This is a genomic window from Staphylococcus sp. HMSC063A07 (assembly GCF_001836955.1).
Classification (GTDB): Bacteria; Bacillota; Bacilli; order Staphylococcales; family Staphylococcaceae; genus Staphylococcus; species Staphylococcus lugdunensis.
The window spans coordinates 12382-26992 of the sequence record NZ_KV830909.1 but is presented as its reverse complement, the minus strand read 5'-3'; the positions used below and the strand labels follow the sequence as shown (position 1 = coordinate 26992).

The following is a 14611-nucleotide window of genomic DNA, read 5'->3' as shown; positions in this document are numbered from 1 at the left end:
GATTTTAACATATTTTAATGTTATAGTGTCTATTGTAGATTGAGAAAAGAGAGAGAAAGGACTCAGTGTATGAATATACCTAAATCAGTATGGATGCTGGTAATAGGCATGGCGCTCAATATTACCGGTTCTAGTTTTTTATGGCCTTTAAATACGATATATATGAAAGAAGAGCTCGATAAAAGCCTTACTATTGCAGGTATTGTGTTAATGATAAATTCATTTGGTATGGTTGTTGGTAACTTATTAGGTGGTAGTTTGTTTGATAAATTAGGTGGTTATCGTACGATTTTAACTGGAACTGCTGTGTGTTTAGTTAGTACAACGATGCTAAATTTTTTCCATGGTTGGCCTTGGTATGCAGTATGGTTAGTTATGCTTGGTTTTGGTGGTGGCATGATTGTACCAGCAATTTATGCTATGGCCGGAGCAGTGTGGCCCAATGGTGGACGGCAAACGTTTAATGCTATCTACTTAGCTCAAAATATTGGTGTCGCACTTGGTGCTGCTTTAGGAGGCTTTGTTGCTGAGCTTAGTTTTAACTATATTTTTATTGCAAATTTATTAATGTATGTGCTATTCGCGATTGTAGCTGTCACACAATTCAATCTCGAGTATTCTGTAAAGATGCACAAGCCAGATAATCTTGAGTTGGAAAATAAAGACCAAAAACGCAGATTTAAAGCATTAATCCTTTTATGTATTATGTTTAGTATTTGTTGGATTGCATATATACAATGGGAAAGTACGATTGCTTCATTTACACAAGACATCGATATCTCAATGTCGCAATATAGTATATTGTGGACAGTGAATGGTATTATGATTTTAGTTGCACAGCCTTTGATAAGTCCGGTAATTCGTGTACTCAAAGGAAATATAAAAAAACAAATGATTGTAGGTATTATTATTTTTATGGTGTCGTTTTTAGTGACTAGTTTTGCTGAACAATTTAGTGTCTTTCTCATAGGTATGATTATATTAACATTTGGCGAAATGTTCGTTTGGCCTGCTGTCCCAACTATCGCGAATTTTTTAGCGCCTGATGGTAAACAAGGACAGTATCAGGGGTTTGTTAATTCAGCTTCTACGGTCGGTAAAGCATTTGGTCCACTTATAGGTGGTATTTTAGTCGATGCCTTTAATATGAGTACCATGTTTATTGGCATGATTGTGTTATTAAGCATAGCATTGTGTTTTTTAGCTGTTTTTGATAAAAATATGCCTAAGGATAAAACAATATAACCATGTTAATTGACTGAGCTAGGCTTCTATATTAATTGTTCAGTTATGTAATAACTTGCACTTGCAATCAGTTGCATTATCCAATAATATTAAAGTGTATTGGAGTAGTAACTTAAATATTTTTCAACAGAGAGCTAGTGGTGGTGTAAACTAGCGTTAAGTATTAAGTGAACTTACCGTTATTTAATGTAATATACATCTCTTACTATTTAATTAAGTGCACATATATGTGAACTAGGGTGGTACCGCGGCATAATTGTCGTCCCTATACTTTATTTATAATAGTATGAGGTGTTTTTTTATTGAGTAGGAGGAAAAAAAGTGAATTACAATCACAAAATAATCGAAAAAAAATGGCAATGTTTCTGGCTAGATAATCAAACATTTAAGACAAGTGATAACTTGGGACAAAAGAAATTTTATGCCTTAGATATGTTTCCTTATCCATCAGGTGCTGGTTTACACGTAGGACATCCAGAAGGATATACTGCTACGGATATTATTTCACGCTATAAACGTATGCAAGGCTATAACGTCTTACATCCAATGGGCTGGGATGCGTTTGGCTTACCTGCAGAACAATATGCACTTGATACTGGAAACGATCCACGAGCATTTACGAAACAAAATATTCAAACTTTTAAACGTCAAATTCAAGAATTAGGATTTAGTTATGATTGGGATAGAGAAGTTAATACAACAGATCCTGAATATTATAAATGGACACAATGGATTTTTATCCAACTTTATAATAAGGGGTTAGCTTATGTTGATGAAGTAGCGGTAAACTGGTGTCCAGCACTTGGCACGGTTTTATCTAATGAAGAGGTTGTTGATGGTGTTTCTGAACGAGGAGGCCATCCTGTATACCGTAGACCTATGAAACAATGGGTACTCAAGATCACAGAATATGCCGATCGACTACTAGAAGATTTGGATGACTTAGATTGGCCTGAATCGATAAAAGATATGCAGCGTAATTGGATTGGTCGCTCAGAAGGGGCACGTGTTTCTTTCAAAGTTGAAGGAGAGAATGACACAATAGACGTCTTCACTACACGTCCAGATACGATTTTTGGTACGACTTTCTTAGTATTAAGTCCAGAGCATGCGCTTGTGGAAAAAATTACAACAACTGAAAAATTTGAAGAAGTTAAGAAATATCAAGAAGCTGCATCTAAAAAATCTGACCTTGAGCGTACGGATTTGGCAAAAGATAAATCTGGTGTTTTTACTGGCGCATATGCGATTAATCCTTTATCTGGTGAAAAATTACCGATTTGGATTGCTGATTATGTATTATCTAGTTATGGTACTGGAGCTGTTATGGCAGTGCCTGCTCATGATGAACGCGACCACGAATTTGCGGTTAAATTTAATTTGCCGATTATAGAAGTTATTGCTGGTGGAGATGTTCAAAAAGAGGCTTATACTGGTGCAGGAGAGCACGTTAACTCTGGTGACTTAGATGGTTTAAATAATGAACAGGCTATTGCTAAAGCAATTGAGTTATTAGAAGCAAAAGGTGCCGGTGAGAAAAAAGTTAACTATAAGTTGCGTGACTGGTTATTTAGTAGACAGCGTTATTGGGGTGAACCAATACCAATCATTCATTGGGAAGATGGAACAATGACGACGGTACCAGAAGAAGAATTACCACTATTATTACCAGAAACTGATGAAATTAAACCGTCTGGAACTGGTGAATCACCATTAGCTAATATAGATGATTTTGTTAACGTTGTAGATGAAGAAACGGGAATGAGAGGTCGTCGTGAAACGAACACAATGCCACAATGGGCTGGCAGCTGTTGGTATTACTTACGTTATATTGATCCTCATAATGAGCAAATGTTAGCAGATCCAGAAAAATTAAAGCATTGGTTACCAGTTGATTTATACATCGGTGGCGTTGAGCACGCAGTACTTCATTTGTTGTATGCTCGATTCTGGCATAAAGTCTTATATGATTTAGGCGTAGTTCCAACAAAAGAGCCATTCCAAAAATTATTTAACCAAGGTATGATTTTAGGTGAAGGCAATGAGAAAATGAGTAAATCCAAAGGTAATGTTGTTAACCCAGATGATATTGTAAATTCTCATGGTGCTGACACTTTACGACTTTATGAAATGTTTATGGGGCCTTTGGATGCTGCTATTGCCTGGAGTGAGAATGGTTTAGATGGCTCAAGACGTTTCTTAGACCGAGTTTGGCGTTTATTTATCAATGAGGATGATAGCCTATCTCAAAAATTTGTTGAATCAAATAATAAATCATTAGATAAAGTATATAATCAAACGGTTAAAAAAGTGACAGAAGACTTTGATACATTGAATTTTAATACTGCTATCAGTCAGTTGATGGTCTTTATTAATGAATGTTATAAAGTAGATGAAATTTATCAACCATATGCGGAAGGCTTTGTGAAGATGCTTGCGCCTATTGCGCCACACATAGGTGAAGAATTATGGCAAAAATTAGGACATGATGAAACGATTACTTATCAGCCATGGCCAACTTATAATGAAACACTGTTGGTTGATAGTGAAGTTGAAATTGTCGTTCAAGTAAATGGTAAAGTGCGTGCAAAACTAACCATACCTAAAGAGCTGTCCAAAGAAGAAATGCAAGAATTAGCATTAGAAAATGAAAATGTTAAAATGGCTATAGATGGTAAAGAAATTAAGAAAGTAATAGCAGTCCCTCAAAAACTAGTAAATATTGTAGCAAAATAACTAAAGGAGTGTTGAATAATGGATTCAATAACTGTTGAAGATTTGAAAAATAAAGTATTAGAATCTAATCCAGTTAATATTGTTGATGTTCGTACAGATGAGGAAACATCTATGGGTATCATACCTGGTGCAGAAACGATTCCTATGGATAAAATTGAATCAAATATTGATTATTTTAATACAAATGATACTTACTATATTATTTGTGCTGCAGGTGTTCGAAGTGAAAAAGTAGCTCGATATTTAGAAAAACAAGATATTCATGCAGTCAATGTAGAAGGCGGTATGAAAGCTTGGGGCAATGAAGGATTAGAAATAAAACGTATTTAATTTTTAAGTAAATGAATTTTAATAGATTTAATAAACACCCATTTATTAACGGTAGCTAAATGGGTGTTTATTTTTTAAAGCCAAGTCTAAACGTGATTTAAAAAATGCTAGCTATAAAGTTAATGATATAAATAACTTCCGGCATTGAGGCCTGCGACATGTCCAGTCACAAGGGCGCTAGTAATATTATAACCACCAGTATAACCGTGAATATCTAAGACTTCTCCACACAAAAATAAACCTGGTTCAAGTTTAGACATCATTGTTTTAGGCCAAATTTCTTTTAAGGAAACACCGCCGCCAGTTACAAATGCTTTATCTATAGGTAATGTGCCGTTAACTTTAAATTTAAATCCTTTAAATATTTCAACAAGTTGTTGTAATTGCTGATTTGAAAAGTGATGTCCTGTCATGTCATCATTAATATTTGCATGTTCTAACGCAAATATTAAGTAACGTTCTTCAATTAAACCATGTAAACTATTTTTTATAATTTTATTTGGCTGTGATTGAATAAGCTTATTAATTTTTTGACTTAATTTGTCTTTATTTAAATCTGGAAATACATCTAAAGACATTGTTATTTGTTGCATTTTTTGCTGTTTCTGTTCTTTGTAAATAAATTGGCTACATCTTAATGCAGCGGGGCCGCTTATCCCAAAGTGGGTGAAAATCATGTCCATTTTATGACTAATACGTATTTTGCCGTTTTTCTTATGTACTGATAAACAAACATCTTTAAGGCTTAGACCTTTTAAGCGTTGTTCTTTAATAAAAGACTCGTTTGATGTGATAGGTACTTCCGTGGGGAATAATTCGGTAATCGTATGTCCCATTGCTTGTGCAAAACGATAGCCATCTCCAGTTGAACCGGTTTGTGGCACACTAGTCCCACCAGTTGCAATCACTAATGTTTTGCCATTATAACTTTTAGATTGGGTATGTACGATAAAACTATCATTTGTTGATTTTTCAATACGAGTTACAGGTGTTTCTTCAATTATATCGACATGCTGAGAATGAATCGTTTGAACTAAAGCATTTACAACATCTTGGGCTTTGTTTGAGACGGGAAACATGCGGCCATGATCTTCTTCTTTTAGTTTAACAGCTCGGGATTCAAAGAATTGAATAATAGATTCATTATCAAATGTTGAAAATGGACTGTATAAAAATTTTCCGTTACCTGGAATATTTTTAATTATTTCTTCATAAGGTAAGCGATTTGTGACATTACAGCGTCCACCACCTGAAATCTTCAACTTGCGTCCTAAACCTTTTTTCTTTTCTATTAATAATACACGTTGTCCTGATTGGCTTGCTGCAACTGCAGCCATTAAGCCACTTGGACCGCCTCCTATTATAATTGTTTGATACATAGTTGAATCCTCCAATAGTTACTACTGCTATTGTATACGACACTTACACTATATGGCTACATTATTATTTGCAATGTCCCAATTGCTTATGACATTATTAAGTGTACGTTGTCAATTCACATTCAAACAAGCTGAAAAAATTGAGAGCGGGACAGAATTTATCATGAATTCGTAGTACCGCTCCGGCAAGGTTGACTAGGATTGAAAAAAGCTTAGTATCAAGCGTATTTTCAATCCAGTCAACTACTGCCAATATTTAGTTTATAGTCCAAAACATAATGATGTTCCTGACTCCATAAAATTTATTTTTTGATGCGTTATTCATATAATCAAAGATTGGTTAATAACATATTTTAAAATTAATTATTTTAAGATTTGCATAAATGTGTAACTAATACAAGAGCATCTATAGTTACTATAATTAAATAAAATCTGCGCAAAATTTTACAAAGTTGTTGGGAAACGTTGTGCGATTTATGATATATTTTATAATAATGTAAGTCTTGATTATTATTTAAGCTTTTTAAGAAGAGTTTAAACTAAAGGTAGGAAGATAATTATGAGTGAGAATAAAGAAATGGTACGTGGTACCTTTCTAATAACAATCAGTATTTTAATTACAAAGATACTTGGTGTGTTATTTGTAATTCCTTTTTATGCAATTATGGGCGCTGGTGGTGGCGATGCTGAAACAAATTTGATTCCATTTAACTATGCATATACACCATATAATATTGCCATTGCTGTTGCTACAGCTGGTGTACCATTAGCTGCATCAAAATATGTAGCCAAATACAATGCTTTAGGTGCATATAAAATTGGACAAAAGCTTTACAAATCTAGTTTTGTCGTTATGTTTATAACCGGAATCATTGGATTTTTATTACTATTTGCACTTGCTCCTGAAATAGCTACATTAACGCTTGGTAAAGAAGTAAGCGCTAGTGAGTGGTCTGTAGCTGATATTACTTGGATCATTAGAGTGATTAGTGTTGTTGTTATCTTTATTCCTTTATTAGCTACGTGGAGAGGTGTATTCCAGGGATATCAATCTATGGGGCCTACAGCAGTGTCTGAAGTAAATGAACAAGTTGCTCGTATTATCTTTATATTAGTTGGAAGTTATTTAGTACTTCATGTATTTCATGGTGCAATTTTAATAGCCAATGGTATAGCGACTATTGCTGCAGCAGTTGGTGCAATCGCAGGTATATTAACATTGTGGTATTACTGGCGTAAAAGGAAACCACATATTGATAAAATGGTGGCTTCTGACCAAACAGGAATGAATGTGACTTATACTCAAATGTATAAAGAGATTATTTCATACAGTATTCCATTTGTTATAGTAAGTCTTAACTTTTCTTTATATAATTTAGTTGATATGTTTACGCATAATAATGCGCTTGATTTAGTAGGTTTTTTTGAAAAACAAGGATACTTTTTCTCTATTTTGAATTTCACAACCAATAAAATTGTAATGATTCCAACATCATTAGCTGCTGGGTTTGCAGTGAGTTTAATTCCATATATTACGAAAACTTATGCTGAAGGACGTTTAATTGAAATGCATCGTCAAATAAGAACGTCATTAGGTGTATTAATGTTTATTACTGTTCCAGCAAGTTTAGGAATTATGGCATTAGCATCACCGCTTTATACAGTGTTCTACCAATATAATCCCGATGGTCAATTTATTTTATTCTGGTATGCACCTGTAGCAATATTAATTTCATTATTAAGTGTAACAGCATCAATGTTGCAAGGCATCGATAAACAGAAATTAACTGTGTTTGTTATTTTAGGCTCAGTTATTTTAAAATTATTACTCAATATTCCTTTAATTATGGCATTCCATACAGTTGGCGCAGTATTGAGTACCGCAATAGCATTACTAGCTGCTAATATTGCAAACTTTGTTATTTTAAAGGTTTATGCAAAATTTGAATTTACCGAAACGTTTATTCACTTTGCTAAAATATTTATTTATGGCTTTATCATGATGATTGGCGTTGAGTTAACATATTTATTATTGACACAATTCTTACCTGTTGAGCGTAAACTCTATGCACTGATCATTCTCTTAGTCTGTGTTTTAATAGGCGCAATGATTTACGGCTTTGCAACAATTAAAACAAAATTAGCTGATGAATTTTTAGGTGATGTAGCTCAAAAAGTACGTAATAGAATCGGGTTTTTAAGATGATGAGACTAGATAAATTTTTAGCACATATGGGTCAAGGTACGCGTACAGAAGTAAAGCAATCCTTAAAAAAGGGGAATGTGACGGTTAATGGAAAAGTAGAAAAATCTGCTAAAACTCAAATCGATCCACATCATGATGTTGTTCAAATTCATGGTCATCAAATAGATTATGTTGAAACGGTATATTTGATGTTGAATAAACCTAAAGGCTATATTTCAGCCACCGAAGACCCTAAACAGGCAACAGTCATTGATTTAATAAAAGACTATAAATATTTAGATCTATTTCCAGTAGGCCGGTTAGATAAAGATACTGAGGGCTTATTACTCATCACTAACGATGGTCAATTTAGCCACAATTTGATGAACCCCAACAAGCATGTAGCTAAGACATATTTAGTAACTTCTAAGTATCCAGTGACTAAAGATAATCAGTATATGTTTAAACAAGGTGTGATGTTGTCTGATGGTTTGACAAAACCAGCTGAACTAACCATAATTGATGACTACCACTCAAAGGTTACTATATATGAAGGAAGATATCATCAAATAAAAAGAATGTTTCATAGCATTGAAAATGAGGTATTAGAATTGAAACGCATACAAATTGCTAACCTACGTTTAGATGAAGAGTTGGACGAGGGTCAATATCGTGTATTAACGCAAACCGATATCGAGCAATTAAAATAATATTCGAAAGAGAAGGTGTTTTACATGGCTAAAAAAGCAGGTTTTTTCAGAGTAATACTAGGTTTAGGAACAGCGGCAGCAGCTGTGATATTGTCTAGAAAAGAAAACCGTGACAAATTAAAGGTAGAATACAATAAATACAAAGAAGATCCAGAAAGCTACAAGGAAAATGCAAAAGAAATCGCAAATGACCTTGGATCTAGAGCAACAAACAAAATTCAAGATGTAAAGAACAATCCACAAGCATACATGAATAAAATAAAAAATGATCCAAAAGGCTTTATTCAAGAACAAAAATCTAAATTAACTTCTAAAAAAGATAATCAAAAGGAACTTGAAGAAGTGAAATTTGATGATGAAGGTGGATCAGCATCAAATAATTTACGTGTAGTGACAGAAGAAGATTTAAAAAATAATCGAAACAAATAAAAGTGTATCATTAAAATAGAAAAATACACATTCGGCATTGCTGGATGTGTATTTTTCTGTTTTATTAGTGAAATAATGATTCATTTAATAAGCCAAAAATTAAATAATGAACTGCCAAAATCTCTAATTGTCTGAACATTTTGTAATTCTTCTTAGATCTGACTGTAATTTATAGCATAAATTATGTAGAATAGAAAATATAAATTAAAAAAGGAAGTTGATCTAAATGTGGAAAGAAAAGGTTCAAGAATATGAAAGTAAAATAATAGATGACTTAAACGGCCTGCTTTCAATTGAAAGTGTTCGTGATGATAGTCTAGCATCTGAGGACGCACCAGTTGGCCCAGGACCTAGAAAAGCATTAGATTACATGTATGAAATTGCTCAAAGAGATGGTTTTGCTACGCATGATGTTGACCATATCGCTGGAAGAATTGAAGCAGGAAAAGGCGATGATGTATTGGGGATATTATGTCACGTTGATGTTGTACCTGCTGGAGATGGCTGGAATTCAGATCCATTTAAACCTGTTGTGACTGATGATGCCATTATAGCAAGAGGAACACTCGATGATAAAGGACCTACGATTGCAGCTTATTATGCTATTAAGATTTTAAATGATATGAATGTTGATTGGAAAAAACGTATTCATATGATTATTGGTACAGATGAAGAGTCTGATTGGAAGTGTACTGAAAGATATTTCCAAACAGAAGAAATGCCAACACTTGGTTTTGCACCTGATGCTGAATTTCCTGCTATCCATGGTGAAAAGGGTATCACAACGTTTGATTTAGTACAGCAATTGAAATCAGATGATCAAGATGAACCTGATTATGAATTGTTATCATTTAAATCAGGCCAACGTTATAATATGGTACCTGATTTTGCAGAAGCAAAGGTATTTGTTAAAGAAAATATGACAGATGTAATTCAACACTTTGAACATTATCTACAAGAACATAAACTAACGGGTGATAGCACAGTTGATAGTGGCGTTTTACAATTAACTGTTAATGGTAAAGCAGTTCATGGTATGGATCCATCATTAGGCGTGAATGCTGGTTTACATTTATTACATTTTTTAGGCTCATTGAACTTAAACAAAACAGCAAAAGATTTTGTAGACTTTAGTAATCGTTATTTATTTGAATCTCATTTTGGTGAAAAAATGGGAATGAAATTCCACACTGATATTATGGGTGATGTAACAACCAATGTAGGAATTATTGAATATGATAATGAACATGCAGGGCGTTTTGGTGTTAATCTACGTTATCCATTAGGATTTGAATTTGAAGAAGCAATTCACCGCTTTGAAGATGAAATTAAATCACTTGGATTTGACGTAGATTTAGGAAAGGTACAGCAACCACATTTTGTAGATAAAAATGATCCGTTTGTTCAAAAGCTTGTAACTGCCTACCGCAATCAAACTGGCGATTTATCAGAACCTTATACAATTGGTGGCGGTACATACGCGCGCAATTTAGATAAAGGTGTTGCATTTGGGGCAATGTTCAGTGATTCTGAAGATTTAATGCATCAAAAGAATGAATATATTACGAAAAAACAACTATTTGACGCAACAAGCATTTACTTAGAAGCGATATATTCATTGTGTGTGGAGGGATAAATATGAAGGTATATTTAAATGGAAAATTTGTAGATCAATCTGAGGCTAAAGTATCTTATGAAGATCGTGGTTATGTTTTTGGTGACGGTATTTATGAATATATAAGAGCATATAAAGGTAAATTATTTACAGTCGAAGAACATTTTGATAGATTTTTACGCAGTGCAGATGAAATAGGTTTAGATTTAGGCAAAACTAAAGAAGAACTTATTGACATAACACGCCAGTTACTAAAAGAAAATCAAATAGAAACTGGTGGCATTTATATTCAAGCAACACGTGGTGTGTCACCACGTAATCATTCATTTCCAATACCAGAAGTTAAGCCGGTTATTACAGCATTTGCTAAAAGTTACGATCGCCCATATGAAGAATTACAGAATGGCGTTAGCGCAGTCACAGTTGAAGATATACGTTGGTTAAGATGTGACATTAAAAGTCTAAACTTACTAGGTAACGTATTGGCAAAAGAATATGCGGTTAAATATAATGCTACAGAGGCGATTCAGCATCGCGGAGACACTGTTACAGAAGGTGCATCAAGTAATGTGTATGCGATTAAAGATGGCAAAATATATACACATCCGGTTAATAATTACATTTTAAATGGTATTACCCGCAGAGTGATTAAATGGATTGCAGATGATTATAATATTCAATTTATTGAAGAAACATTTGATGTTGATTTCTTAAAACATGCAGATGAAGTGATTATTTCTAGTACATCAGCAGAAGTTATGCCAATTATTAAATTAGATGGTGAAGCGGTTAATGATGGTAAAGTAGGACCTATAACACGTCAGTTACAAGAAGGTTTCGACAAATACATTCAAGAAAAAAGTATTTAATAAATTGTGAAAAGATGAAATTACAACTACTTATTTAAGATGAATGTGTTATAATAAGACCTAAGCAAAAGTTAACTTTTGGACGTATAAATGACTAGTAAAATGTGACTTTTATTTTCTCATTTTCAGTTGAAAAATGAGGCTAAAAATTATAAAATTTACTTTGAGTGATAACAAAACTAAATGGTAAATTTAATTAAAATATCGGGACAATATTTTAAAAAATATAATAAAACACACTACTAGTGATTATATTATGACCAGCGTATTTTAGAAGTATACGACTGGTATAAATTAGAATATATGGCTCTTGAAACTTCTTTCTAGAGCCATTTTCTAATTGGAAGTGAGGTGAACGTGTTGGAGCAGTTTTATCAATTAGGGTGGACACTTGATTCTGCAGGTGGTGCTTCAGGCGAAGCTTATATGGCAGAACAAGACGGACAAAAGCTTTTCTTAAAACGAAATTCAAATCCATTTATCGCAGCTTTATCAGCTGAAGGAATTGTCCCAAAACTTGTTTGGACAAAACGTATTGAGACAGGAGAAGTCGTTACAGCTCAGCATTGGAAAAACGGCAGAGAGTTAGAGCCTATTGAAATGGCACAGACGAGAGTAGCTCAGCTAATGAAAAAAATACATAGCTCAAAACCCTTGCTAACGATGTTGAAACGCATGGAAATGGAACCAATTACACCAGCAATCATGTTGAACAAAATTAACGCCTCTTTATCCAGGGAAGTATTAAGCCATCATATTGTGAGAAAAGCGCTTATTTATTTAGAAGAACATATTCCAAATTTAGATGCTCGCTTTTTTACAGTCGTACATGGAGATGTTAACCATAATAATTGGTTATTATCAGATAGGGATGAACTTTTTCTAGTGGATTGGGAAGGTGCAATGATTGCAGATCCTGCGATTGATATTGGTATGTTGCTTTACAACTACGTTCCCGAAAGAAAATGGTCTCAATGGTTCAAAATTTATGGTGAACAAGAAAGTCTTGATTTAAATAAACGCATGAAATGGTATACGGTCATACAATCCATCGGCATGGTGCAATGGTATGAAGAACAGAAGCGTTTTAAAGATATGAATACTTGGTTGAAGTTTCTTAATGAAGTTATGAATAGTAATTTATTTATTTAATAGGCTGATAAGTAGTTGCAGAAATGTAGCTACTTACAGTCTCAATTTTTTATATAAGGAGGATAAGCATGAGAGTTCGATATAAACCATGGGCAGAAGATTATTTAAAAGAGCATCCAGATTTAGTTGATATGGATGGTAGACATGCGGGACATATATCAGAATGGTTTGACAAAAAACAACCCATCTATATCGAAATTGGTTCTGGCATGGGGAAATTTATAACTACCATAGCTTCACAACATCCTGAAATTAATTTCGTTTCTATGGAACGAGAAAAAAGTGTGATGTACAAAGTACTAGATAAAGTGAAAGATTTAGGACTAACAAATGTCAAAATGATATGTAACGATGCCATAGAATTAACCGATTATTTTAAATCTCATGAAGTATCTCGTATATATTTAAACTTTTCAGATCCATGGCCTAAAAATCGTCATGCAAAGAGGCGACTAACATATAAAACATTTCTAGCACTATATAGACAAATTTTAGTTAAAGATGGAGAAATTCATTTTAAGACAGATAATCGTGGATTATTTGCATATAGTTTAGAAAGCATGTCAACGTTTGGCATGTACTTTACTAAAATAAATTTGAACTTGCATGAAGAAGATAATGAAGATAATGTTCTTACAGAATATGAACAGAAATTTGCAGATAAAGGATCTCGTATATATCGCATGGAAGCTAAATTCCATCAAGATTTATAAATTAAATGATGATGAGTCTGTGACATAAAGTTGTTGGACAAATAAAAAAGGCAATTTCTATTGAAATAATATAGAAACTGCCTTTTTTAAATATGTTGATGTAAAATTACATATCAATGAGACGTATTTTAGCAAGACACTTTGGAGTACAAGACAAGTGAAGACAGGGGCCCCAACAAATAGGCTTTCAAAAAGAAAGCCAACAGACAAAGCAAGTTGGGGGTGGGGCCCCAACAAAGAGAAATGCGAAAAGCATTTCACCAAGCACAGTAAGTCGACCTTGTATAGCAAGTTTCTTTCATGAACATAAAGTTACCTAAATAGGGTATACAAAAATAAATCAGCTTTTCATATTAAAGGAGATAAATATATGAAATTAGGCGAATTTATGATTAATCAGCTAAATGGCGGTATAACTAAAATGGATGGTGGAGCTATATTTGGTGTAGTACCTAAACCGTTATGGTCTAAAAAGTATAGTGTTAATAATAATAACCAAGTTCCACTTGTTACATATCCTATACTTATTCAGACTGGAGAAAAAATATCATTATCGATGCAGGATTAGGCAATGCCAAGTTAACAAAAAAACAAATTAAAAATTATGGCGTTGATTATGAAAGCAATATTGAAAAGGCTTTATCGCAGTTTCATTTAACTACGGATGAAATTGATTATGTATTAATGACCCACATGCATTTTGATCATGCAGCTGGATTATCAGATTGTGATGGCAATGCCATATTTAAAAATGCTATGCATATTATACAGCAAGATGAGTGGCATGAATTTCTTAGTCCTAACTTGCGAAGTAAAGCGACATATTGGAAGAAGAATCAGGGGGACTACGATCAGAATGTTATTTTATTTGAAGATACTATTGAAGTGCTCCCAGGTATTGAAATGCATCATGTTGGAGGTCATAGCAATGGCCTATCTATTGTAACAATAAAGAGCAATGGTGAAAGCGCAGTGCATATGTCAGATATTTTTCCAACTCATGCTCATTTAAATCCACTGTGGGTGTCCGCATATGATGATTATCCTATGGAATCAATTAGAGCGAAAGAAAGACTCATTCCTTATTTTATTTATCATAACTATTGGTTTTTATATTATCATGACCATCAATATTTTGCTTGCAAATTTCAATCAAATCCACAAACAATAATTGATAGAATAGAACGATGACAAAAGTGGAAATACGACATAACTATAAAGTTAGCGTATTTCCACTTTTGATGTAGA

The 14611-nt window shown here is 33.5% G+C and carries 11 protein-coding genes, 1 pseudogene and 1 other annotated feature; of the genes and pseudogenes, 11 read left to right on the top strand and 1 reads right to left on the bottom strand.

Annotated features, from left to right (window positions below; all coding sequences use genetic code 11):
• Window positions 1–69 precede the first annotated feature (69 nt).
• From HMPREF2597_RS02620 to HMPREF2597_RS02610, 3 genes are all read left to right on the top strand, one after another.
• Window positions 70–1245, top strand: a complete 1176-nt coding sequence (locus HMPREF2597_RS02620) for an MDR family MFS transporter (RefSeq protein WP_002478010.1) — start codon at window positions 70–72, stop codon at window positions 1243–1245.
• An 85-nt stretch (window positions 1246–1330) separates the two neighbouring features.
• Window positions 1331–1515, top strand: a binding site (T-box leader).
• A gap of 51 nt (window positions 1516–1566) precedes the next feature.
• The gene (gene leuS, locus HMPREF2597_RS02615; protein WP_002478011.1) at window positions 1567–3981 is read left to right on the top strand and encodes a leucine--tRNA ligase; all 2415 of its coding nucleotides are present in this window, start codon (window positions 1567–1569) and stop codon (window positions 3979–3981) included.
• 18 nt (window positions 3982–3999) lie between these two features.
• The gene (locus tag HMPREF2597_RS02610) at window positions 4000–4311 is read left to right on the top strand and encodes a rhodanese-like domain-containing protein (RefSeq protein WP_002458814.1); all 312 of its coding nucleotides are present in this window, start codon (window positions 4000–4002) and stop codon (window positions 4309–4311) included.
• Window positions 4312–4430: 119 nt separating this feature from the next.
• Here the strand turns inward: HMPREF2597_RS02610 and HMPREF2597_RS02605 are convergent, their stop codons facing one another.
• A complete protein-coding gene (locus tag HMPREF2597_RS02605) occupies window positions 4431–5690 on the bottom strand; it encodes a BaiN/RdsA family NAD(P)/FAD-dependent oxidoreductase (protein WP_070817143.1) in 1260 nt (419 codons plus the stop codon).
• Window positions 5691–6249: 559 nt separating this feature from the next.
• On the opposite strand from HMPREF2597_RS02605, the gene HMPREF2597_RS02600 reads away from it, so the two are divergent.
• The 8 genes and pseudogenes from HMPREF2597_RS02600 to HMPREF2597_RS02565 all read left to right on the top strand — a co-directional run bounded on the left by HMPREF2597_RS02600 (window position 6250) and on the right by HMPREF2597_RS02565 (window position 14554).
• Window positions 6250–7896, top strand: coding sequence for a putative polysaccharide biosynthesis protein (locus HMPREF2597_RS02600; RefSeq protein ID WP_002458817.1), 1647 nt, complete (start codon window positions 6250–6252; stop codon window positions 7894–7896).
• The gene (locus HMPREF2597_RS02595; protein WP_037540621.1) at window positions 7896–8585 is read left to right on the top strand and encodes a pseudouridine synthase; all 690 of its coding nucleotides are present in this window, start codon (window positions 7896–7898) and stop codon (window positions 8583–8585) included. The genes HMPREF2597_RS02600 and HMPREF2597_RS02595 overlap by 1 nt, the downstream gene beginning before the upstream one ends.
• 24 nt (window positions 8586–8609) lie before the next feature.
• A complete protein-coding gene (locus HMPREF2597_RS02590; RefSeq protein ID WP_002478014.1) occupies window positions 8610–9014 on the top strand; it encodes a YtxH domain-containing protein in 405 nt (134 codons plus the stop codon).
• A gap of 226 nt (window positions 9015–9240) precedes the next feature.
• The gene (gene pepV / locus HMPREF2597_RS02585; RefSeq protein WP_002478015.1) at window positions 9241–10650 is read left to right on the top strand and encodes a dipeptidase PepV; all 1410 of its coding nucleotides are present in this window, start codon (window positions 9241–9243) and stop codon (window positions 10648–10650) included.
• A gap of 2 nt (window positions 10651–10652) precedes the next feature.
• Entirely contained in the window at window positions 10653–11498 is an 846-nt protein-coding gene (dat, locus tag HMPREF2597_RS02580) for a D-amino-acid transaminase (protein WP_070817142.1), read from the top strand.
• Window positions 11499–11858: 360 nt separating this feature from the next.
• Window positions 11859–12650: a phosphotransferase family protein gene (locus HMPREF2597_RS02575; RefSeq protein WP_002492623.1), complete on the top strand. Its 792-nt coding sequence runs from the start codon at window positions 11859–11861 to the stop codon at window positions 12648–12650.
• A gap of 68 nt (window positions 12651–12718) precedes the next feature.
• A complete protein-coding gene (trmB, locus tag HMPREF2597_RS02570) occupies window positions 12719–13363 on the top strand; it encodes a tRNA (guanosine(46)-N7)-methyltransferase TrmB (RefSeq protein ID WP_002478016.1) in 645 nt (214 codons plus the stop codon).
• Window positions 13364–13733: 370 nt separating this feature from the next.
• Window positions 13734–14554 (top strand): annotated as a pseudogene (locus tag HMPREF2597_RS02565) (MBL fold metallo-hydrolase).
• The last annotated feature ends 57 nt before the right edge of the window (window positions 14555–14611 follow it).

Excerpts from the sequence above, each read along its gene's own strand:
- HMPREF2597_RS02620 (WP_002478010.1), top strand. The coding sequence starts at position 70 with ATGAATATACCTAAATCAGTATGGATGCTGGTAATAGGCATGGCGCTC.
- HMPREF2597_RS02610 (WP_002458814.1), top strand. The coding sequence starts at position 4,000 with ATGGATTCAATAACTGTTGAAGATTTGAAAAATAAAGTATTAGAATCT.
- HMPREF2597_RS02605 (WP_070817143.1), bottom strand. The coding sequence starts at position 5,690 with ATGTATCAAACAATTATAATAGGAGGCGGTCCAAGTGGCTTAATGGCT.
- HMPREF2597_RS02600 (WP_002458817.1), top strand. The coding sequence starts at position 6,250 with ATGAGTGAGAATAAAGAAATGGTACGTGGTACCTTTCTAATAACAATC.
- HMPREF2597_RS02595 (WP_037540621.1), top strand. The coding sequence starts at position 7,896 with ATGAGACTAGATAAATTTTTAGCACATATGGGTCAAGGTACGCGTACA.
- HMPREF2597_RS02590 (WP_002478014.1), top strand. The coding sequence starts at position 8,610 with ATGGCTAAAAAAGCAGGTTTTTTCAGAGTAATACTAGGTTTAGGAACA.
- pepV (WP_002478015.1), top strand. The coding sequence starts at position 9,241 with ATGTGGAAAGAAAAGGTTCAAGAATATGAAAGTAAAATAATAGATGAC.
- dat (WP_070817142.1), top strand. The coding sequence starts at position 10,653 with ATGAAGGTATATTTAAATGGAAAATTTGTAGATCAATCTGAGGCTAAA.
- trmB (WP_002478016.1), top strand. The coding sequence starts at position 12,719 with ATGAGAGTTCGATATAAACCATGGGCAGAAGATTATTTAAAAGAGCAT.